The organism is Paenibacillus sp. USHLN196, assembly GCF_037144955.1.
Lineage (GTDB): Bacteria > Bacillota > Bacilli > Paenibacillales > Paenibacillaceae > Paenibacillus > Paenibacillus xylanexedens_C.
On record NZ_JBBCYH010000066.1, the window covers coordinates 1 to 223 of the forward strand.

1 rRNA gene is annotated in these 223 nt (G+C 50.7%); it reads left to right on the top strand.

Going from position 1 to position 223, the window contains the following annotated elements:
* A 16S ribosomal RNA gene (locus WFI24_RS34355) occupies positions 1-223 on the top strand; the annotation flags it as partial.

The following is a 223-nucleotide window of genomic DNA, read 5'->3' on the forward strand; positions in this document are numbered from 1 at the left end:
GCAAGACTGAAACTCAAAGGAATTGACGGGGACCCGCACAAGCAGTGGAGTATGTGGTTTAATTCGAAGCAACGCGAAGAACCTTACCAGGTCTTGACATCCCTCTGACCGATACAGAGATGTATCTTTCCTTCGGGACAGAGGAGACAGGTGGTGCATGGTTGTCGTCAGCTCGTGTCGTGAGATGTTGGGTTAAGTCCCGCAACGAGCGCAACCCTTATAT